We start from the raw sequence: 19656 nt of genomic DNA, 5'->3' as shown, positions 1-19656 counted from the left end.
ATCAAGAGCCCAAAAAGGGCGCAAACCTGACTTGGAGGTCAAACAATGAAAAAACTGATGATGGCAGCGGCCCTTGCCGCGGGCTTCGGCGGCACCGCCCAAGCCGAAGGTCACGCCAATGATGTCACACTGCAATTGCAGTGGGTCACGCAAGCCCAGTTCGCGGGCTATTATGTTGCGCTTGATCAAGGTTTCTATGCCGAAGAAGGCCTGAACGTCACGATCCTGCCCGGCGGCCCTGACATCGCACCACCGCAGGTTCTGGCCGGTGGCGGCGCTGACGTAATGCTGAACTGGATGCCGTCCGCCTTGGCTGCGCGCGAAAAAGGTTTGCCCGTTGTCAACATCGCCCAGCCGTTCAAAACATCCGGCCTGATGCTGACCTGCTGGAAAGACACCGGCATTGAATCCGTCGAAGATTTCCGCGGCAAAACAATCGGTGTCTGGTTCTTTGGCAACGAATATCCGTTCCTGTCATGGATGTCCCAAGCCGGCATTCCGGTTGACGGCGGCGAAGACGGTGTGACGGTTCTAAAGCAGGGTTTTAACGTTGATCCGTTGTTGCAGCGTCAGGCTGATTGCATTTCCACCATGACCTATAACGAATATGGTCAGGTGCTGGATGCAGGCGTGTCGCCGGATGAACTGGTGACATTTATGTACGAAGACCAAGGTGTTGCAACCCTCGAAGACGGGATTTACGCGCTGGAAGAAAACCTTGAAGATCCGGTGTTTGTTGACAAAATGGTCCGCTTTGTGCGCGCATCCATGAAGGGTTGGAAATGGGCAGAAGAAAACCCAGAAGCCGCCGCTGGCATTGTGCTGGATAACGACGAAACTGGCGCGCAAACCGAAGCCGCCCAAGTCCGCATGATGGGTGAAATCGCCAAACTGACCGCCGGATCAAATGGCGCGTTGGACCCAGCCGACTATCAGCGGACAGTTGAAACGTTGCTGGGTGGCGGGTCTGATCCGGTCATCTCTGCCGCCCCACAAGGCGCATGGACAAGCGTGATCACGGATGCTGCACTGAACTAAGCCGCGACCAAATTCATATGAACGAGCGGCGGTTTTCCGTCGCTCGTTTGCGTTTAGGATGCACTGCGCATCGCCGCATCAAGCGCGGCTTTGTTGTCGATTGCGCGTTGAAACACATCTTTGCGGGCCTCTGGGCGCGTGTCGTGTTTGCCGCTCCATAACACCATCTCGATCAATACAGGGGCAAGGTCGCGCCCCTTGTCTGTCAGCTCGTACAGAAAGCTGCGCCTGTTGTCAGGGTCGCGGGTTTTATCCAGAATGCCCGCAGCGGTCAGTTTTTTCAGCCTATCAACCAGAATGTTTGATGCAATGCCTTCGTCGGCCTGCAACATCCCGCCATAGGTCTTGTTTTCCCGCAGCATGATGTCGCGGATGATCAGTAGGCTCCATCGATCTCCGATAAGATCAAGCGCATAGGCAATCGGGCAGCCCGACGGGCGTAGGTTGTCAATTTTACTCATCTCTGCAGTATCACATTTTTACTTGCATTATGCAATATGTTGCCCTAGCACTCTTACGTATTGCATAATGCAAGTAAACAACGGAGACAGACATGCCCCTCACACTCACCTATTCCGAAGCCGTCATTCCAGCAGACGCGGTCCAACCCATTGGCAAAAAGATCACCGATGCTTTTCTTAAATGGCACGGGCTAACCGGCAACACTGTGATGACGCCAAACGTGACCATGCACATCCAGGAATACCGTGACGGGTACACGCTCGCGGGTGGTGAAGTGACGGCAGGTGTCTGGCTGGAATGTAAAACCCCATCCTTTGCGCTGGCTGACCGTTCGGTCCAAGAAGGGTTCTTTGCCGAAGCCACCGACATTATCGCCGCTTACGCAGAAACCCGTGTTCGTCGTGATCAAATCTATACCAACGCGGTCCACACCGTTGATGGCAGTTGGAACCTTGATGGCCGGGCGTTGACAAATGCCCAGTTGGGCGCGGCAATTTCACGAGGCTGACCCAATACGGCGGCGGAACCACGGTTGGCGACACATGGTATCTGCTACACACGGTTACCTGGCCCAATGAAATCGATTTCTGTCGACAGCCGGCCACCGGATAATATTGCATTTATTGTTGACCCCGATGGCAACCAGATCGAACTGATCGAGCAACCCCGGCGCAAAATGTCAAAGGCTGCGCTGATCAGGCGCGGCAGTTATTGGCTTTGAGCGCGCGTGATCGATTGCCGAAATATCTTCGCGGCGCGACCTGCCAATGTCCGCGACGCGCCGTCAGTTAAAGTAGCTGGGGGTCGGCGCAGTATCAGCATCAATGGCGCGCACGTTTTCGTCAAATGATCCCGCAATAGCCATTTCGTAGACTGTTTGATCGCTCCAATCATAAATACTCGCGACGCTCTTTCCATACGCGATCTGCTTGGCGTACCTGATTTCGTTTTCTTCGCGCGTCGGTTCGGGTTCAGGCCCGTCGGCAGGTAAAACTGCCGGTTCTGGCCCATCTGCTGGTACGACGACAGGGTCGGGGCCTTGTGCGTTTTCCGGCCTGCCAAGGTTTTGCGGCTCAACAACGGGCGCCTGAATGACAGCACCATCCTGTTGCGGGGCCGGTTTTTTGCCCAGACCGACGAATTGATCCACGGTGCGTATGTCTTTTGCGGCTCCGATCCCAAGGCCCGTCACACCAGCGGCGGTACGCGCAATGCCACCGGCCAATGCCTCTCCGCCTTCGGCAATTCCGCCAATTCCGTCAACAATACCGGCACCGGACGAGAACCCAATGGTGGCGACTTCGACCGCATGGGCGACGGCGGACAGCGCCCGCAACCCCTTCACAAAAATAGAGGGTTTCTTGCCGCTTTTCGTATCGATCAGATCGGCCAACGCCGTGGCAAGCGACCGCACCAATTTCGCGATGGCAAAGATCATCGCGGGGATTTTATAAAACGATGTTGGGTCGGCCAAAAGCGCACCCGCGCCCGCCACCAGCGCCTCGATCGTGCGCAGTGTGTCGATCACTGCCAGCCGTGTGCCTTCGGGGGCCTTTTCCTGATACATCAAAACGCCGCGGCCCAACTTTACCGCCCCGGTGATCAACGCAAGGATCGACGGCACAACAAGCGGAATCGCACCAAAGCCGACGCCTGCCCCTAAACCGACCAATCCTGCGATGATTGTCAGGCTGGCCTCGGCCATGACCAGCCCTGCCTTCATCTTTTGGCTAAGCGGGATCGAAAACCGCTGCGCGACGGGTGTTCCATGCCCAAAGCGTGCAATCGTACTGCGGTCCCCCTGATGCAAGACACCATGCGGCAGGGCCCGCCCCGTCGGGCTGCCACGCCAGGCATCATAATCCGCGCGCGCCATTTGTGTCACCGCCGCACCCATCTGCTCGGTAAACGGCGTGACCAAGGGGGTGTTGCGCGCACCGATCAGGGCAGGATATTGCACTGCACCATATGTCGGCATCTGTCGCTGCAACTGGGTCGTGTTACGCAGATTTGTGCGTCCATGCTGATCCGCCGCTTGATCCGCAGGCGCCGCCCGCCGCCGATCGGCGATGCGAACAGGTATCGGACCCTTCGCTTTTTGATCGTCGGCAGTTTGTTGGAGTTGCATCAATTGCTGCACGCCAGCGTGGTGCGTGGCCTGCGCCTGCAACGATACCAATGGTCCGATGCGTCCGACGCTTGCCGCCTGAATATCGTGCAACCCAATGGTCGCTGGTCGACGCGCGCCCGGTGTTAGGTGACCATCGCGGCGTTTTTGTTCGGTCTGCGGCGGCGGGACCGCTTTTTTATGCGTTTGATACACGTTGATGAATCTCAGAATGCATTTAGAAATATGACTGAGCAAAGTTTAACAAAAAACACCGTGTGTGTCATGAACTTCCACCCTTGCGGGCGGTACGGGCGCGCAATGATCTGTGTGTCAGGCCATATCGCGCCATGTGGGGATCAAATCCCCCGGCGCAGGCCGCGCCTCGTAGATGCCGCGTGCGATTGCGCGGCTTAGACATACTGCGGCGGCGGCGCAGATATCCTTCATCCGGCCGGCATCCACGCCTGTGCCGTCGCCTGTCGCCGCAGCAAACACCAGATCCCCATCCATCGGCGTATGTGATGGCACGATCGCACGGGCCATACCGTCGTGGGCGGTGACGGCCATGCGGTGACATTGCACCTTTGACAGCGGGGCATCCGTCGCGACAATCGCGATTGTGGTGTTCATGCCCGCGCGCACCTGCTGCATCATGGCTTTTTCCTTGCGGCTTTCGGGGGGCGCGACCAACCCGCTGGCACAATCGGGGCCAAGCCCACCAAATTCCTTGTCCATCTCGAACGGTGCCGCCCAGAAATGGCGATCACCGGGTGTGGTGACACTGCCAAGCGCATTGACCACCACCAACGCACCCACGACCGTGCCACCCGGCAACACCAATGACGCTGACCCTAGCCCGCCCTTTTGCATTGCGGCCAGCGCACCGGTGCCAGCCCCCGCAGTGCCAAGATCAAAATCTACCGCCGCCGCATCCAATGCGGCACGCCCCAGCGCGCGATACGGGTTTTCAGTCCAATCTTTGACACCGCCATTGATCAGATCAAATACAATCGCACCCGGTACGATCGGGATCGTGCTATTGCCAACCGCAAACCCGCGGGCCATGGCGCGCAAACCGTCCATCACGCCCGAACAGGCATCCAGCCCAAATGCCGACCCGCCTGACAACACCAGTGCGTCAACCGCCGGAACCGTTTTGTCGGGGGCCAAAAGGTCTGTTTCCTTGCTTCCCGGCGCGCCACCCATGACATGAACGCTGGCGACAAAGGGCGTGTCACCGACCAAAACGGTGCTGCCCGACTTTAGCCGGTCGTCTTGCGCATTGCCGACACGCAAACCCGCGACATCGGTGATCAGGTTTTTGGGACCGGGTTTATATGCAGCGACCACCGTCCACCTCCAGTGCGACACCCGTCACCATGCTGGCCTCGTTCGAACACAGAAAACAGGCGGCATTGCCCATGTCTTCGGGTGTGGAAAACCGCCCCAAAGGGATTGTCGACAGGAACTTGGCGCGCATTTGCGGCGTGTCCTCGCCCATAAATGATTTCAGCAGCGGCGTTTCCCCGGCGACAGGATTCAGCGCGTTCGCACGAATGCCGTAGGGCGCCAGTTCGATGGCCATGGTTTTGGTCGCCGTAATCATCCAGCCTTTGGACGCATTGTACCAGTTCAGATTGGGACGCGGCGACACACCTGCGGTCGAGGCAATGTTCAAAATCACCCCTGTCTTGCGCGTCTTGAAGTGCGGCACAAACGCCCGCGCAGTCAGATAGACGGATTTCATATTCACGTTGAACACGCGGTCGAAATCATCCTCGGACACATCCTCCATCGGGCTGGGCAGATGGGTGACGCCTGCGTTATTCACTAAAATATCCAACGGCCCGGTGCCAAGGATCATTTTCGCAAGGTGCGACACTGATGCGGCATCTGCCACATCCCCTGTGATCGCTTCGCCGCCAACCTCGTTGGCGACGGTTTGCGCGGCTTCGGGGTTGATGTCCACGACATAGACATGGGCCCCTTCGCGGGCGAACTTGCGTGCGATGCCTGCGCCAAAACCCGACCCCGCACCCGTAATGAGTGCTGTTTTACCCTCTAGTCTCATGTCATCTCCCATGCCAAGCGGCGACAGTTTTCAAGGTCGAAAACCCATAAAGTGCGGCGAACCCTTTTTCGCGACCATGCCCGGATTTCCCGACACCACCAAACGGCAATTCAACACCGCCACCCGCCCCGTAGTTATTAATAAACACCTGCCCGGACCTAAGCGCACGGGCCAGCCGCATCTGTCGCCCACCGTCGCGCGTCCAGATCGCGGCGACAAGCCCGTAATCGGTGCCATTCGCAATACGCAGCGCGTCGGCCTCGTCATCGAAGGGGATCAAAACCTGCACGGGGCCAAAAATTTCGTCCTGCGCCAATGGATGACCGGACGGCACATCCGCAAATAACGTCGGTGCCACATAATGGCCCGCTGCATCGGTGACGATCTGCCCTTGGGCCGCGATTGTCAGGTCTGCGCCCTTGGCCAGAAAGCCTGTCACGATCGCCTTTTGCCGCGCCGAGATCAGCGGCCCGACATGCAGATCATCCCGTGCCGGACCAACCGTCACCGCCCGATAGGCCGCTGCCATGCGGTCACGCACCTGATCATAAACCCCGCGCTGCACCAGAATTCGGCTTGATGCGGAACACGTCTGCCCGGCATTCTGAATGCCCGCGTTCACAAGGAACGGCAGCGCGCGGTCAAGATCGGCATCGTCAAACACCAGTTGCGGGGATTTCCCGCCCAATTCCAGTGTGACCGGGATCACGTTTCTTGCGGCGGCGGCTTGAATGGCTTCGGCCGTGCGGACGGACCCTGTGAACGATATGTGCTGGATGCCGGGATGGGCCGACAATGCCGCGCCCGCCTCTGATCCTAATCCGGTGATGACGTTCAACGCACCGGGCGGCAAACCCGCCGCGATCGCAATGGCGGCAAAGGCCAGCGCCGTCAGGCACGCGTCTTCGGCGGGCTTCAACACGCAAGCATTGCCCATGGCAAGCGCGGCCCCAACCGATCGCCCGATGATCTGCATCGGATAGTTCCACGGGATAATATGGCCCGTCACGCCATGCGGTTCACGCAGCGTGTAAACGGTATAGCCATCGAGATAAGGGATCGTTTCGCCGGTGATCTTATCCGCCGCCCCACCATAAAATTCCAGATAACGCGCGAGCGCCAGAGCATCTGCGCGCGCCTGTGTCAGCGGCTTACCGACATCGCGGGCCTCGATCTGGGCAAGGGATTCTATGTGGGTCAACACCGCCTGCCCGATGCGGGTCAGGATGCGGCCGCGCTCGGTTGCGGTCATCTGACCCCAATCGCCGCGCAGCGCTGATTGTGCGGCTGTCACCCCCGCGTCGATGTCTTCCGCTGTGCCGCGTGCAATGGTGGCTAGCGGCGCGCCTGTGGACGGGTCAGTGACGTCAATCGCCGCATGTCCACGCACCCACACGCCGTTGATCAGGTGACTTTGAGCCGGGACATCAAATTGTTTCAGGGGCATGTGCGATCTCCGGTAAAGTGGGGGCAGCGGCAAGCAGGGCCTTGGTGTAGCTGTGCTGCGGATGGCTAAAAACAGTCTCTGTTTCGCCTTGTTCGACGATTTTTCCATCCTGCATCACCATCACCCGGTCACTGATCGAACGCACAACAGACAGGTCATGGCTGATGAACAGGTAGGCCAGCGGACGCTTGCGACACAGCTGCGCGATCAAATCCAGCACCTGTGCGCGGACAGATACATCCAGCGCGGAAACCGCCTCGTCAAAGACGATCAAATCGGGTTCGATGATCAGCGCACGGGCAATCGCGATGCGTTGGCGTTGGCCGCCGGAAAATTCATGAATATATTTATGTGCGTCCTGTGAAGACAGGCCGACATCATGCAGCGCCTGCGCAATGGCCATGTCACGCGCCGCGCCAGTCGGCGGGTTGTCCAACAAGTGAAACGGTTCGGTGATCAGCCGGTCGATCCGGTGGCGGGGATTAAAGCTGCTGTAAGGGTCTTGGAACACGACCTGCATTTTGCGGCGCACCGCACGATTGGGCGACCTGCCGACATAGACGGGTTTACCGTCAACGGTGATACTGCCGCTTTGGACCGGCTCTAACCCCAATATCGCCCGTGTTAGGGTCGATTTTCCACAACCGCTTTCGCCGACTAGCCCAACCCGTTCCCCATGGTTAATCTGAAAACTGACATCATCCAGCGCCCGAAACGCCCCGCGTGCGCCACGCAGCGATTTGCGCGCTGTCGGGTATTCGCGCACCACATCTTGCACCGACAGCAGCGGTTCAGACCCGATATGTTCCGGTAGGTGCACCTGATGCGTCGATGCCGCAAACAGCGCCCGCGTATAGGGGTGCTGCATGTTGCGCAGTAGATGGGCGGTTTCCCCTGCCTCGACCACGCGACCACGTTGCATGACGACGATCCGGTCCGCGACATCGGCCACAACCGCCAGATCATGGGTGATCAGCAATAACCCCATGTCAAATTCGCGCACCAGATCGCGCAGCAGGTCAAGAATGCGGGCTTGTGTGGTGACATCCAATGCTGTTGTCGGCTCGTCTGCGATCAGCAGCTTGGGTCGCAAGGCAATCGCCATCGCAATCACCACACGTTGCCGTTGCCCGCCGGACAGTTCGTGCGGGTATCTGTCCGGCCCCACCTTGAGCCCCACACGGGTCAGCATCTTGGCGGCACGGTTCCGGGCGTCGGCCCGCGCGACATTTTCATGTACGCGGATCGTTTCGGCAACTTGCGCGCCAATCGTCATCACAGGGTTCAGCGCGGTCATCGGTTCCTGAAACACCATGCCCATGGTTTTGCCGCGCATCTTGCACAGGTCGGCTTCGGGCGTTTGCGTGATGTTCACACCGTCCAGCGTCACGCGCCCCTGTGCCTGCGCCCGATCAGGCAGCAGCCCCATGATCGCCAGCGCGGTCATGCTTTTGCCGGACCCGCTTTCGCCTGTGATTGCCACGATCTGGCCAGGTTGGACCGTCAAGGCGACATCGTGCAAAATCTGCGTTTTGCCGATCGTCAGCGACAGGTTTTCAACCGCAAGCAGGGTCATGTGCGCAGCACCCGCAGCCTTGGGTCCAGCCGGTCACGCAGCCCATCCCCCAGAAGGTTCAGCCCCAATACCATCAGCACAATCGCAAATCCGGGGACCAAGGCCGTCTGTGGCGCGATGCTGACCAGTGTTTGCGCGTCTGCCAACATACGACCCCAACTGGCGGTCGGCGGTTGCGCGCCAAGACCGATGTACGACAGCGCGGCCTCGGCCAGAATGCCCAATGAAAACTGAATGGTGCCCTGCACAATCATCAGGTTCAGGATATTGGGCAGGATATGTTCCACAGAAATCCGCGCCGCTGATTTTCCGCACACGCGGGCGGCAAGGATAAAGTCGCGTTCCCACAATGGCAGCGCCGCGCCGCGTGTCAGCCGCGCAAACACAGGCACGTTGAAAACACCAATCGCAATGATCGCATTCACCGCGGATGCGCCAAAAACGGCGGTAATCAGAATCGCAATCACAAGCGACGGAAACGCAAAGATCAAATCGTTGCCGCGCATGATGATTTCGTCCAGCACCGACCCACGTAGTGCTGCGGCAAGCAATCCCAGCGGCACGCCGACACAAATCCCGATCCCCACCGCCACCACCGCAACCGCGATCGAGGTGCGCGCACCCATCATGATCATCGACAGAATATCGCGGCCGAAATGATCTGTCCCCAGCAGGTGCGCCGTATTGGGCGTCTGCAATTTGGACCCGATATCCAAGGTTTCAATATCAAACGGGGTCCAGACAAAAGACAATAACGCAAGCGCCACAAAGGTCATCGTCAGCAGGCCACCGATAACGGTACCACGGTTCATGCGCGCCTCCGCAGGCGCGGGTCAACGATGGCATAAGCCATATCAACAGCAAAGTTGACGATGATAACGGTGAACACCAGCAGCATCACCACGCTTTCGACGACGATCAGGTCCCGCGCGGAAATGGACTGGAAAATGAGCCGGCCAAGGCCGGGCAAAAAAAACACCTGTTCTATGATAATCCCACCCGCCAGCAGAAACGCAAACTGGAGCCCGATGATGGTCAGCACCGGGATCAGCGCGTTGCGCACCGCATGTTTCCACAGGGCCTGACGGCGCGACAACCCTTTGGCGCGGGCGGTGCGGATGAAATCTTCGCTCAGCATATCCAGCAGCGATGACCGCATGACGCGGGCCAGAATCGCAGCCTGCGGCAAGGCCAGCGCAATGGCCGGCAGGGTCAGGGATTTCATCGCCTTTGCCGGGTTGTCCCATCCGGGAAACCCGCCCGCCGAAAACCAGCGTAGTTTGATCGCAAAAATCAACACAAGGATCATCGCGAACCAGAAATTGGGAACCGCGACACCCAGTTGCGTGGCGCCCATGATGGTGACATCCCCCGCGCTGCCGCGTCTGCTGGCGGCATATATCCCTGCCGGAAACGCGATCAGCGTGGACAGGATCAAGGCGTAGATCGCAAGCGGTAGCGACACCCATATCCGGTCGTTGATCAATGCGGACACAGGCGTTTTATAGGTCCACGAAGTGCCAAAATCACCGACCAGCATCCCGGAAACCCAATCGAAATACCGCTGAAACACAGACTGATCCAACCCCATTTCCGCCCGCAGCGCCGCCAATGTGTCAGGGCGCGCATTGACCCCCAGCATAAACGCCGCAGGGTCGCCGGGGATCACCTCGATCACTGCGAAGATGACGACAGAGGCGACGATCAGGCTCAGAACCAGCGACGCAAACCGCCCAAAAATATAGTGGATCATTGCGGCCCCAGGTCAGTTTTATGGCTTGGGGCCTGCATTTTCATTCACCCCAACTAACGCCAGTCAGGTCTACGGCGGCGGTCGGTTGGTTCACCCACAGGCCTTGAATTTCTGCCTTGGCAACAGTCGCGATCGCCAGTTCAAACAGGTAGCCGTTGACGTAATCATCCGCGATGATCCGCTGCGCGGCCTTTAACAACGCGCTGCGCCCGGCGGGGTCGCTTGTTCGTTCCAACTGGGTCATCACCGCGCGCAATGACGGGTTATCGTACTGGAAATAGTAATCCGGATTGGCATAGATCCCGATATCCATTGGTTCGGTATGGCTGACGATAGACAGGCCAAAGTCCTTGTTGGTGAACACCTCTTCGATCCACTGCGCCCATTCCAGATTGGTGATTTCGGTCTCGATCCCAACTGTGCGCAACTGCGATGCTATAATTTCACCACCGCGCCGCGCATAGGATGGCGGCGGCAATTTCAACGTGGTGGTGAACCCGTCCGGATAACCCGCATCAGCCAGTAATTTCTGGGACAGTTCGGGGTCATAGGCGGAATTGGACAGCAGATCGAGATAGTCGGGATTATGGGGCGCAAAATGAGTCCCGATCGGGGTGCCGTAGCCGAACATCGCGCCGTCTATGATCGCCCGGCGGTCGATCGCATGGGCCACCGCCGCACGGACGCGGACATCGTCAAAGGGCGGCATTTTGTTGTTAATCGACAGGATTGTTTCGCCTTCTGTATTGCCGTCAAGCACCTGAAAACGCGGGTCTGCCTCAAACTGCGGAAGGTTTTCGGGGGCGGGAAACCCAATAAATGCGTCCACATCTTCCGCCATCACGGCGGCAAACGCGGCGGTCGGGTCAGCAATAAACCGGAAGGTGGCAGACTGTAATGCGGGGGCGTTACCCCAATAATTCGGATTGCGGGTCAGATCGATCCGGTCGCCCTGCGCCCAATCGGTAAATGTGAACGGCCCCGTTCCAATCGGGTTCGTTGCGATATCGGCAATGGCTTCAGGGTTTACAATTACCGCGTCGCCCCACGCCATGTTAAACAAAAACATGCCATTTGGTTTATCAAGGGTCACAGCCACGGTCAGCGGGTCCACCACGGTGACATCTGTGATACCCGCAAACAGCGCCTTTTGGGCGTTTATGCTGTCCTCGGCGCGGGCGCGGTCAAGGCTGAATTTCACGTCCTCGGCGTCCATCGTGGTGCCATCGTGAAATGTCACACCGTCATGCAGATGAAACGTGTAAGTCAGCCCATCTTCGGAAATATCCCAGCTTTCAGCCAATCCCGGCACCACTGCCCCATCCGCCATAAAACGGGTCAATCCTTCGAACACATTGGCATAAAGCACGGAATCAATTGCCTGTGCGGCGCCACCGGTCGGGTCAAGGTTCGGCGGTTCCAACTGGATGGCGACGGTAATGCTGTCTTGGGCCAATGCGCCACCGGCGCAAAGAACAATCGCCGTGGATGCGGCAAGGCGCTTGAAATGATGCATGCTGTTCCCCTAACTGGTATTGGCAGTCTTGACCTAACCTTGGGGCAAATCAAGCCCTTGGTGGAAACCTGATCACACGGGCCTGTTCACCGGGATCGCATTTGTGGCCACGGCGGACCAGACAGGGGGTGCAAGACCGGGTGGCAACGCAATGCCCGCCAAAAGGTCCAGTGTAACGCGAGCCGCTATTTTGCAACAAACCTTGGGTTTTAATACCATTTCTTGATCGCCGCCGATCCAGTTCAGGGTGGGGTGTGACGCAACGCCCTTTCCTTCTGACTGGAAACGTATTTCGCCACCTGCTATCTGGCTGCAAACCGGGAGGAGACCGAGATGAGTGCGACTGCGAAAAAACGTGCCCCGCTGCCTGACGATATTCGTGCTGCCAAAGGTGGCACGCCCCTTGTCAGTCTGACCGCCTACACCACGCCGATGGCGCAGATGATGGACGACCACTGTGACTTTGTTCTTGTCGGTGACAGCGTTGGCATGGTGTTGCACGGGTTGCCGTCCACGCTTGGCGTCACGCTTGAAATGATGATCATGCACGGGCAAGCCGTCGCACGTGGTTTGAAAAGCGCGATGATGGTGATCGACATGCCGTTCGGGTCCTACGAGGAAAGCCCGCAACAGGCGTTTCGCAATGCCGCACGGTTGATGGCGCAAACCGCTGCTGGCGCTGTAAAACTTGAGGGTGGCGCGCATATGGCCGACACGATCGCCTTTCTTGTGGCACGCGGCATTCCTGTGATGGCCCATATCGGTCTGACGCCGCAATCCGTGAACACGCTCGGCGGTTACAAGGTCCAAGGGCGCGGTGCCGCGCGAAACGCGCTGGTGGCAGATGCTGATGCTGTGGCCGCCGCGGGCGCCTTTGCGGTGGTGTTGGAGAAGGTGCCAGCGACCTTGGCCGATGAAATCACCGCACGCATCCCGATCCCGACCATTGGGATCGGCGCCAGTGCGGGTTGTGACGGGCAAATCTTGGTTGTGGACGATATGCTGGGGTTATTTACAGCCTTCAAGGCGAAATTCGTAAAACGTTACGCGCACTTGGGCGATGACGGGGCGGCGGCCATCGCAGCCTACGCCGCAGAGGTCCGCGCGCGGCAATTCCCCGCACCAGAACATATTTTTGCAGACGAGGCCCCAAAATGATTGCCCCGATTGAACGGACGTTGGCCGGGCTGCGCGCCCAGACAACCGCGTGGCGCAAGGCCGGTGAAACCATCGGCGTGGTCCCCACGATGGGTGCGCTGCACCAGGGGCATCTGTCGCTGGCCCGCGCCGCCCGCGCCGCCTGCGACCGTGTGATCGTGACCATTTTTGTGAATCCCAAACAGTTCAATAATCCTGACGACCTCAAGAACTATCCGCGCACGGAACACGCGGACGCGCTCAAGCTGGAAAGCACCGGGGTCGACCTGATTTATGTGCCAAGCCCCGACCAGATCTACCCTGACGGTTTCGCGACTACTGTCACGGTGTCAGGTCTGACTGACATGCTTTGTGGCGCGACCCGTCCCGGGCATTTTGATGGCGTTGCAACCGTTGTGCCAAAGCTGTTTTTGCAGACCAGCGCAGACAAGGCGTTCTTTGGCGAAAAGGACTATCAACAGCTACAGGTCGTACGCCGTTTGGCCACCGATCTGGATATCCCGATCGAGGTCGTGGGTTGCCCCACAATCCGCGAAGAAGACGGGTTGGCGATGTCGTCGCGCAACCTTTTGCTGTCTGACCGGTCGCGGGTTTATGCCCCCGTGCTGGCCGAGGTGATGAACGATATCGCCGCGCAGTTAAGGGCCGGTGAAACCATGACCGCCATCCAGGACCCCGCACGCGCGCGTCTTTTGACGGCAGGTTTTAACGACATCGACTACCTTGAATTGCGTGATGGTCATGATTTGTCGTTGCTGGATAAAACGCAACCGAACGCACGCCTGTTCGCGGCGGCGTGGCTGGCGGGCGTGCGATTGATTGATAATATTGCGGTCTAGGCTGGCGACCGCAGAATCATATCAACTTGCGTCAACGAATATCCCACCCGATGGGGCGTGACCGGCCGCCCGATATGCATCACTGTTGTCCGTCGGATCGTTGCTGTTTTGATAAAGACTGAAACAAAAGCGTTAGAATGTATGCGCTTGCGCCACGCGGCAGTTTGGTCCGCGGACGGGCGCGCGCCACTGGTGATCGTGATATCGGATGAAACGGTGCGTCCATCCGCGCCTACCGCATTGACGCAAATCAATTTTAACCCGCCACCCATGCCATAGCATCTGCGATATCACCGCGGGCACGCGTCCGCGATATTGCAAAGGAGCTTACCATGAGCGACGTTGAACGGCTGCTGAAAAACACCGTCGAAGAACTAGACCGGTTGCTAAACGCCAAGAACGTGTTGGGCGATCCGATTGAAAAGGGTGGTGCCACGATCATCCCGATTGTGAGCTACGGCTTTGGTTTTGGCGCGGGCGGCACGGACGGGGCCAAGTCCGGCAGCGGGGGTGGCACGGGTGCCGGTGGCGGCATCAAACCCATTGGTGCAATCATTCTGGACGATAAAGGCGCCCGCGTTGAGGCGATAAAAGGTGCGATGTCCGGACTTGCCGAAATGTTGGGTGATGCTGCTGCCCATGCGATCGACAAACAGGCGCAGGGAAAAGCCAAAGAGGTCTGACATGGCCGTTGAAATCTTGCGGTTGGTCGGCGAGGGTGTGTTGATTTTGATGGCTGCCGCGCTGGTCTTGCCCGTTCATCTTGCGTTGGTATGGCAAACCGACCCGACCCAACCTTCGACGGCCCGTGTGCGTCTGTTTGGTGGGGGATGTCCGGCGATCACGGTCTACGACAGCAGCAAACCACCCAAAGCAAAGGCAGCGGTGCGTCACCGTAAAAAGCGTGACACGGCGCGCGGGCGCGAGTGGCGGCCAAATCGGACCCTCTACGCCGATTCCGCGGCCTTGGTCCGGCGTGTAAAGAAGGCTGTGCACATTGATGCAGTGGCGGTTGATGCCGAGGTCGGCCTTGGTGATCCGGCGGCGACAGGCCAGTTGTATGGGCAGATGTGTCCGTTCCTGTTCACGACAGGGGGACATGTGTCTGTGCGCCCGAATTTTGACCGGACGTGTTTGCAAGGGTGCGCGTCAGCCCAACTGCATTTCACGCCACTGGCGGTCATTTGGCCATTCGCCTGTTTTGGTTGGCGCGTGTTCGGACCGTTCCGATGACGTATGTTTTGGACAAAGCCTGTGTCGCAGGCGGGGTCAAGATTGCAATTGTGTCGCGTCTTTTGGTGGGTGGGCATGTGATTAGGCCGGACAAACTGGCCGTCTATGGCAACAAAGTACCGAAGTATGTTGTGGTGCAAAGCGCGCAGGGCAGGGTGGTGCTGGATATGACGGGCGCCACGGTGGCGCTGCACAAGGTCAGCGCGCTGTGCGCCGCAGTTGAAACCCATTCCCAATAGCCACCTGATCAAGCAATGACAGGCGCAGCGCGCAATTTAATTTATTTGAAAATTTACATACCGGATGTAGTTAAACAGATATAGCAAAGGGAATTTGCCTTGATGCACCAAAGGGATTGATGGTGGTGCCGACACAAGAAAACATCGAAATAGCCGAACTTCGCCGGAAACAAGCATTGTATCTTGCCAGCCTAGAGGCGCTTGAAGAAGGCGCGTGCCTTTATGAACGGCTGCCACTTCGTGCGGACGGGCTGCGCGATTACCGCTATATCTGGATGAATGCCGCGATGCAGCGCATGTTCGGGATTGCCGATCTTAGCGGGCAATCAATCCGGGATAATTTCAAAGAAGAGGTCGAAGCCTGGTACGACGACTATGACCGCGTTCTGGACACCGGCGCACCCATCCGCATCGTGCGTGAATCCGTGCCACAAGGTATGGTTCTGGAAATGTCGGTGACGCGTGTTCAGGCCGCTGGAACGGCGGTCTTGCTTGCGGTGATGCGCGACGTGACGGCGCGTGTCAGGGCCGAAAAGGCGTTGCGTGACAGCGAACAGCGGTTGCGCGCGTTGGTCACGGCCACATCGGATTTTATCTATCATGTGGACCCGGACTGGACGGAAATATCCCATTGCGAATGCGGCGGTTTCTTGCGCCCCGCGCAGGAGTCGACGCAGAGCTGGCTGGATGATTATATCGACAAACGTGATAAAACCGCGGTTGTGGCGGCGATCCAATCGGCAAAAGATGCAAAGGCCGCCTTTGAACTTGAACACCGCGTAAAGCGTGCCGATGGCACTTTGGGCTGGGTTCTGTCGCGCGCGGTCCCGTTGATGGATGACACCGGTGAAATCAGGGAATGGTTTGGTGTGGCCAGTGACGTGACGGGCCGCCACCGCGCAATGGATGCATTGCTTCGCAACCAGCGGCTCGAGGCGGTGGCCCGCCTGTCGGGAAACGTGGCCCATGATTTCAACAATCTGCTTTTGGTGGTGATGTCGAACATCGAAATGGCAGGCTTGCAAGCGGTGTCGCACGATCAAACAGCGTATTTGGACGCCGCCGCTCGCATGGTCGAAGTCGGCGGCAAATTAAGCAAGCGCCTGACGGGGTGGTCAACCCAGACGGACGCCGTCGCGCAAGATCTGGATCTGAACACGCCTGTGTCGGATATTGTGGATATCCTTGGGCGGACTTTGGTGCGCGGATATCAGTTGCAATTCGACGCATCCCCCCACCCCGCGATGATCCACGTCGATCCTGTGGAAATCGACGCGGCGTTGATGAACCTTGTGATGAATGCACGCGATGCGACGCCGCTAGGTGGCCGGATCACGGTGCGCATCGAAATTTTGTCTGAATCGGGCGGGGTCGGCCCGTCTGTCTGCCTGTCTGTCGCCGACAAGGGGTCCGGCATGACCGAGGATATTCGCAAACAGGCCTGCGATTCCTTTTTTACCACGCGTCCACAGGGCACGGGGCTTGGCCTGTATTCGGTCAGCGAGATGGTGCACAAGGCCGGTGGATTTCTGGAGATCGAAAGCGAAGAAGGACAGGGATCAACCGTCCGGTTGTTTTTTCCCCTGATTGGCCGCGCTGTCACACCGCCATCAGACGACACAGACCACAAAGCAACAATCCTGCTGGTCGAGGATCAACACGGTGTCAGGCAGGTTATTCGCAAGCAATTACAGGCGCTTGGTTATAGTGTTATTGAGGCATCCGATGCCGCGCAAGCGCACAAGATCCTGCAACAGAACGGGTTGATCAATCTGGTGTTCAGCGACATCGTCATGCCCGGCGAATGGGACGGGCGCGACCTGATACGGCTTGTGCAAAAAGACTGGCCGGGCATTGCCGTGCTTTTGACCACGGGAAACGCGCCGTCGGCCCCCGAAACAGCGCATGACGCTGACGACATGACAGTGCCCGTTCTTCGAAAACCCTACCGTATGGCCGAACTGAATATCGCGCTTTTGCGTGCTTTGTCGGCGGTCACGTCCTCTGGACCAGCCTGCCGTTGACCACCGTCAATGCCGATTGCGCCGCCCCTGTGTTCAATCACCCCAGTGAAGGAGAACGCAACATGGCAAAACTACCGAAAACCACTGATACACCCGACGTTCTGGGACGTATTGGCGAAATGGAAATGACATTCATCGCACCGATCGGCGCTTTTGGTATGGCGATGGCGGACGCGTGGCTGGACCTGTACGAAGAATGGACAGGTTTCGTCAATCGGCGGCTTCGGCAGGATGTGCGCACCACGAATGCGATACTTCAATGTCAAAACCCCGCAGAAATCCCCAAAATTCAGGCGGCGTTCATGCAAAAGGCGATGGATGAATACCAACAGGAATCCGGTCGCGTCAGCACCGTGCTGCAAGATGCCAGCCGCAAGTTTTCCACAGGAGATGCGCAGGATAGCGCATGACGTCACAGGACCGTTTTACGCTAGCTGCGCGAATTGATCCTGCGGATGCGTTGGATCGTGCGCTACATGCGTGGCAAGGTCGGTTCACGCTTGGTTTGTCGCCCAATGCGCTGGCTTTGGCATGGTTTGACTGGACGTCCCACCTCGCCTCTTCGCCGGGGCGGCAGGTTGCGTTGTTCGGCAAGGGGTATCGCAAGGCGCTGCGGCTTCAGTCTTTTCTTGCGACCTGCGCGTGGTCACGCGGGCCAGATACCTGCATTGATCCCTTGCCGCAGGACCGCCGGTTTTCAGCGGACAGTTGGAAAGAATGGCCCTTTAATCTTTGGTCGCAAAGCTTTCTGCTCACGCAACAATGGTGGCACGCCGCGACCGAGGGGCCATCGGGCGTCGCGTCCGAAAACGGACGGCAGGTTCAGTTCGTCGGTCGTCAGCTTCTTGATATGATTGCGCCGACAAATTTCGTCTGGACCAACCCCGACGTCTTGGCGCAGACGCGTGCCGAAGGCGGTGCCAATTTCGTCAGGGGATGGGCGAATTTTGTCGAAGACGTCGGGGTGTTCCTGTCCGGGGCGTTACCGCCCGGCGCAGAGGCGTTTCGTCCCGGACACGAGGTGGCCGTGACACCGGGTGATGTGGTGTATCGCAATCACCTGATCGAACTAATTCACTATCGGCCCACGACCGAAACGATCAGGCCCGAACCCGTTCTGATCGTTCCCGCATGGATTATGAAATACTATATTCTTGACCTGTCGCCTGCGAACTCGTTGATCCGCTGGCTGGTGGGGCAGGGGTTTTCCGTCTTTGTGATTTCGTGGAAAAATCCGGATGAAACAGACCGCGATCTGTCGCTTGACGACTACCGTACCCACGGCGTGATGACCGCGCTGGATGTGGTTCATGGCTGGTCGGGGCAAAAGGTACATGCCACGGGGTATTGTCTGGGCGGTACCCTTCTTGCGACTGCGGCGGCAGCTATGGCGCGTGATGGTGACGACAGGTTGGCAACGCTGTCGTTATTTGCAGCACAGACCGATTTTACCGAGGCGGGTGAGATCCAGCTGTTCCTGTCCGAGGCCCAGGTTGCGTTTCTTGAAGACCTGATGGCTGTGCGTGGCTATCTTGAAGCGCGCCAGATGGCGGGCGCCTTTCAGATGTTGCGGTCTAACGACCTGTTGTGGTCGAAAATTGTGACACATTATCTGCTGGGGCGTGACGACCCGATGACGGATTTGACGTCGTGGAATGCGGATGCAACCCGACTGCCGGCCCGTATGCATTCAGAATATTTGCGCAAATTTTTCCTGAACAACGAACTGTCGCTGGGCCGGTATCAGGTGGGCAATGCGCCGGTCGTATTGTCCGATATCCGGGTGCCGATTTGTATTGTCGGCACTGAAACGGATCACGTCGCGCCGTGGCGGTCCGTCTATAAGACCACGTTGGCGACCGATAGCGAAACGACCTTTGTCCTGACGAATGGCGGTCATAACGCCGGTATCGTGTCTGAACCCGGACACAAAGGACGCCGGCACCGGATTGCCACCCGCAAGGCGATGGCGTTCTGGCGCGATCCCGACAGGTGGCTTCAGGAAACGCCGGTCACCGACGGATCATGGTGGCCCGCTTGGTCGGCATGGCTGGCTGACCGGTCAGGCGCGATGGCCGCCCCACCGCACGATGCGCAGGACATGCCGTGCATTTGTCCGGCCCCCGGTCGCTACGTGTTGGAACGATAAGGTGCGCCACATTGATGGTGGTCATTGCGGCATTTGGGGAT

Annotated in this window: 20 protein-coding genes; 11 read left to right on the top strand and 9 right to left on the bottom strand. The window is 58.3% G+C overall.

Annotated elements, in window-relative coordinates; translation table 11 throughout:
- The first annotated feature begins 45 nt into the window (after positions 1-45).
- Complete coding sequence (locus ACXJGX_RS06655) at positions 46-1038, top strand: ABC transporter substrate-binding protein (RefSeq protein WP_474779888.1); 993 nt, start codon at positions 46-48, stop codon at positions 1036-1038.
- A 53-nt stretch (positions 1039-1091) separates the two neighbouring features.
- Here the strand turns inward: ACXJGX_RS06655 and ACXJGX_RS06650 are convergent, their stop codons facing one another.
- Entirely contained in the window at positions 1092-1499 is a 408-nt protein-coding gene (locus ACXJGX_RS06650; protein ID WP_474779886.1) for a winged helix-turn-helix transcriptional regulator, read from the bottom strand.
- 92 nt (positions 1500-1591) lie between these two features.
- On the opposite strand from ACXJGX_RS06650, the gene ACXJGX_RS06645 reads away from it, so the two are divergent.
- The gene (locus ACXJGX_RS06645; protein ID WP_474779884.1) at positions 1592-2008 is read left to right on the top strand and encodes a hypothetical protein; all 417 of its coding nucleotides are present in this window, start codon (positions 1592-1594) and stop codon (positions 2006-2008) included.
- A 66-nt stretch (positions 2009-2074) separates the two neighbouring features.
- Positions 2075-2221 (top strand): VOC family protein, encoded by a 147-nt coding sequence (locus tag ACXJGX_RS06640; protein WP_474779882.1) that lies wholly within the window; start codon positions 2075-2077, stop codon positions 2219-2221.
- Positions 2222-2284: 63 nt separating this feature from the next.
- On the opposite strand, the gene ACXJGX_RS06635 is transcribed toward ACXJGX_RS06640, so the two are convergent.
- The 8 genes from ACXJGX_RS06635 to ACXJGX_RS06600 form a co-directional block, all read right to left on the bottom strand.
- Positions 2285-3721: a hypothetical protein gene (locus ACXJGX_RS06635; RefSeq protein WP_474779880.1), complete on the bottom strand. Its 1437-nt coding sequence runs from the start codon at positions 3719-3721 to the stop codon at positions 2285-2287.
- A gap of 219 nt (positions 3722-3940) precedes the next feature.
- A complete protein-coding gene (locus ACXJGX_RS06630; RefSeq protein WP_474779878.1) occupies positions 3941-4960 on the bottom strand; it encodes a P1 family peptidase in 1020 nt (339 codons plus the stop codon).
- Positions 4944-5681, bottom strand: a complete 738-nt coding sequence (locus ACXJGX_RS06625) for an SDR family oxidoreductase (protein WP_474779876.1) — start codon at positions 5679-5681, stop codon at positions 4944-4946. Before ACXJGX_RS06625 ends, ACXJGX_RS06630 begins: the two co-directional genes overlap by 17 nt.
- A gap of 1 nt (position 5682) precedes the next feature.
- The gene (locus tag ACXJGX_RS06620; RefSeq protein WP_474779874.1) at positions 5683-7128 is read right to left on the bottom strand and encodes an aldehyde dehydrogenase family protein; all 1446 of its coding nucleotides are present in this window, start codon (positions 7126-7128) and stop codon (positions 5683-5685) included.
- A complete protein-coding gene (locus ACXJGX_RS06615) occupies positions 7109-8704 on the bottom strand; it encodes an ABC transporter ATP-binding protein (protein ID WP_474779872.1) in 1596 nt (531 codons plus the stop codon). The genes ACXJGX_RS06620 and ACXJGX_RS06615 overlap by 20 nt, the downstream gene beginning before the upstream one ends.
- Positions 8701-9516, bottom strand: coding sequence for an ABC transporter permease (locus ACXJGX_RS06610; RefSeq protein WP_474779870.1), 816 nt, complete (start codon positions 9514-9516; stop codon positions 8701-8703). Before ACXJGX_RS06610 ends, ACXJGX_RS06615 begins: the two co-directional genes overlap by 4 nt.
- Complete coding sequence (locus tag ACXJGX_RS06605) at positions 9513-10457, bottom strand: ABC transporter permease (protein WP_474779868.1); 945 nt, start codon at positions 10455-10457, stop codon at positions 9513-9515. The genes ACXJGX_RS06610 and ACXJGX_RS06605 overlap by 4 nt, the downstream gene beginning before the upstream one ends.
- A gap of 40 nt (positions 10458-10497) precedes the next feature.
- Positions 10498-11973 carry an ABC transporter substrate-binding protein gene (locus ACXJGX_RS06600; RefSeq protein WP_474779866.1) on the bottom strand — a complete coding sequence of 492 codons (1476 nt, stop codon included), beginning with the start codon at positions 11971-11973 and terminating at the stop codon, positions 10498-10500.
- A 333-nt stretch (positions 11974-12306) separates the two neighbouring features.
- Here ACXJGX_RS06600 and panB point away from each other — a divergent pair, with 333 nt between their 5' ends.
- From panB to ACXJGX_RS06560, 8 genes are all read left to right on the top strand, one after another.
- Positions 12307-13131 (top strand): 3-methyl-2-oxobutanoate hydroxymethyltransferase, encoded by an 825-nt coding sequence (gene panB, locus ACXJGX_RS06595; protein ID WP_474779864.1) that lies wholly within the window; start codon positions 12307-12309, stop codon positions 13129-13131.
- Positions 13128-13970: a pantoate--beta-alanine ligase gene (panC, locus tag ACXJGX_RS06590; protein WP_474779863.1), complete on the top strand. Its 843-nt coding sequence runs from the start codon at positions 13128-13130 to the stop codon at positions 13968-13970. The genes panB and panC overlap by 4 nt, the downstream gene beginning before the upstream one ends.
- A gap of 332 nt (positions 13971-14302) precedes the next feature.
- Complete coding sequence (locus ACXJGX_RS06585) at positions 14303-14653, top strand: GerW family sporulation protein (RefSeq protein ID WP_474779861.1); 351 nt, start codon at positions 14303-14305, stop codon at positions 14651-14653.
- Between the two features lies 1 nt (position 14654).
- Positions 14655-15203, top strand: coding sequence for a DUF2953 domain-containing protein (locus tag ACXJGX_RS06580; protein WP_474779859.1), 549 nt, complete (start codon positions 14655-14657; stop codon positions 15201-15203).
- Entirely contained in the window at positions 15200-15442 is a 243-nt protein-coding gene (locus ACXJGX_RS06575; RefSeq protein WP_474779857.1) for a hypothetical protein, read from the top strand. The genes ACXJGX_RS06580 and ACXJGX_RS06575 overlap by 4 nt, the downstream gene beginning before the upstream one ends.
- A 125-nt stretch (positions 15443-15567) precedes the next feature.
- Complete coding sequence (locus tag ACXJGX_RS06570; protein ID WP_474779855.1) at positions 15568-17466, top strand: hybrid sensor histidine kinase/response regulator; 1899 nt, start codon at positions 15568-15570, stop codon at positions 17464-17466.
- A 62-nt stretch (positions 17467-17528) separates the two neighbouring features.
- Positions 17529-17876 carry a phasin family protein gene (locus ACXJGX_RS06565; protein ID WP_474779853.1) on the top strand — a complete coding sequence of 116 codons (348 nt, stop codon included), beginning with the start codon at positions 17529-17531 and terminating at the stop codon, positions 17874-17876.
- Positions 17873-19615 carry a PHA/PHB synthase family protein gene (locus tag ACXJGX_RS06560; RefSeq protein WP_474779851.1) on the top strand — a complete coding sequence of 581 codons (1743 nt, stop codon included), beginning with the start codon at positions 17873-17875 and terminating at the stop codon, positions 19613-19615. Before ACXJGX_RS06565 ends, ACXJGX_RS06560 begins: the two co-directional genes overlap by 4 nt.
- Positions 19616-19656: the final 41 nt, after the last annotated feature.

The organism is Yoonia sp. SWMV100, assembly GCF_056108365.1.
Note: the sequence above shows the minus strand (reverse complement) of the source record. Positions and strands in the feature narration are given on the sequence as shown.

What these genes read in the sequence shown, in the direction of transcription:
- ACXJGX_RS06655 (WP_474779888.1), top strand. Translation starts at nt 46, where the DNA reads ATGAAAAAACTGATGATGGCAGCGGCCCTTGCCGCGGGCTTCGGCGGC.
- ACXJGX_RS06650 (WP_474779886.1), bottom strand. Translation starts at nt 1,499, where the DNA reads ATGAGTAAAATTGACAACCTACGCCCGTCGGGCTGCCCGATTGCCTAT.
- ACXJGX_RS06645 (WP_474779884.1), top strand. Translation starts at nt 1,592, where the DNA reads ATGCCCCTCACACTCACCTATTCCGAAGCCGTCATTCCAGCAGACGCG.
- ACXJGX_RS06640 (WP_474779882.1), top strand. Translation starts at nt 2,075, where the DNA reads ATGAAATCGATTTCTGTCGACAGCCGGCCACCGGATAATATTGCATTT.
- ACXJGX_RS06625 (WP_474779876.1), bottom strand. Translation starts at nt 5,681, where the DNA reads ATGAGACTAGAGGGTAAAACAGCACTCATTACGGGTGCGGGGTCGGGT.
- ACXJGX_RS06620 (WP_474779874.1), bottom strand. Translation starts at nt 7,128, where the DNA reads ATGCCCCTGAAACAATTTGATGTCCCGGCTCAAAGTCACCTGATCAAC.
- ACXJGX_RS06615 (WP_474779872.1), bottom strand. Translation starts at nt 8,704, where the DNA reads ATGACCCTGCTTGCGGTTGAAAACCTGTCGCTGACGATCGGCAAAACG.
- ACXJGX_RS06610 (WP_474779870.1), bottom strand. Translation starts at nt 9,516, where the DNA reads ATGAACCGTGGTACCGTTATCGGTGGCCTGCTGACGATGACCTTTGTG.
- ACXJGX_RS06605 (WP_474779868.1), bottom strand. Translation starts at nt 10,457, where the DNA reads ATGATCCACTATATTTTTGGGCGGTTTGCGTCGCTGGTTCTGAGCCTG.
- ACXJGX_RS06600 (WP_474779866.1), bottom strand. Translation starts at nt 11,973, where the DNA reads ATGCATCATTTCAAGCGCCTTGCCGCATCCACGGCGATTGTTCTTTGC.
- panB (WP_474779864.1), top strand. Translation starts at nt 12,307, where the DNA reads ATGAGTGCGACTGCGAAAAAACGTGCCCCGCTGCCTGACGATATTCGT.
- panC (WP_474779863.1), top strand. Translation starts at nt 13,128, where the DNA reads ATGATTGCCCCGATTGAACGGACGTTGGCCGGGCTGCGCGCCCAGACA.
- ACXJGX_RS06585 (WP_474779861.1), top strand. Translation starts at nt 14,303, where the DNA reads ATGAGCGACGTTGAACGGCTGCTGAAAAACACCGTCGAAGAACTAGAC.
- ACXJGX_RS06580 (WP_474779859.1), top strand. Translation starts at nt 14,655, where the DNA reads ATGGCCGTTGAAATCTTGCGGTTGGTCGGCGAGGGTGTGTTGATTTTG.
- ACXJGX_RS06575 (WP_474779857.1), top strand. Translation starts at nt 15,200, where the DNA reads ATGACGTATGTTTTGGACAAAGCCTGTGTCGCAGGCGGGGTCAAGATT.
- ACXJGX_RS06565 (WP_474779853.1), top strand. Translation starts at nt 17,529, where the DNA reads ATGGCAAAACTACCGAAAACCACTGATACACCCGACGTTCTGGGACGT.
- ACXJGX_RS06560 (WP_474779851.1), top strand. Translation starts at nt 17,873, where the DNA reads ATGACGTCACAGGACCGTTTTACGCTAGCTGCGCGAATTGATCCTGCG.